This is a genomic window from Bacteroides cellulosilyticus DSM 14838, from assembly GCF_000158035.1.
GTDB classification, from domain to species: Bacteria; Bacteroidota; Bacteroidia; order Bacteroidales; family Bacteroidaceae; genus Bacteroides; species Bacteroides cellulosilyticus.
Window position 1 is genome coordinate 1 of sequence record NZ_EQ973532.1, and the last position, 538, is coordinate 538.

The window sequence follows — 538 nt, forward strand, 5'->3', positions numbered from 1 at the left end:
CAATAATGCTGGGTGCCAACTTTATGAACAAGGAGATAACTCCTCCTACGTGGTACTATCATACGTACAACTATTACCTGAATGTGACCTTTTTCCCCTGGTTGGAAGTGGCATACACATGCACACTTTTTAAAGCGGAAGCACTGGGCTTAAAGCCTTACGGTTACTCAGGTTTTACGAATCAGGACAGATATTTCTCTGTCCGACTGCGAGCTTTGAAAGAAGGACAATTCTGGAAGTATATGCCGGCTGTGGTTCTGGGAACATCAGACCCGTTTACTTCTTCCGGAGGCGGGGTAGTTGGTTCATCAAGCGGAAACGGATATTTCAGCCGTTTCTATATAGCTGCAACCAAACATTTACCGATAGGAACAGAAGAAATCGGAGTACACCTCTCTTATTTATATAATCAGAGAAAGGACTACAAACTGAACGGAATAGCGGCGGGTATCACTTACAATCCCAGTTTCGCACCGGATTTGAGGGTGATAGCGGAATATGATTCGAAAGATTTTGCGTTGGGTGCCACCTATTTGTT

At 44.2% G+C, this 538-nt stretch carries 1 protein-coding gene; it reads left to right on the forward strand.

Annotated features, from left to right (window positions below):
• Positions 1 to 538: YjbH domain-containing protein (locus BACCELL_RS25520; protein WP_007215079.1), on the forward strand; the 538-nt coding region annotated here is incomplete at both ends.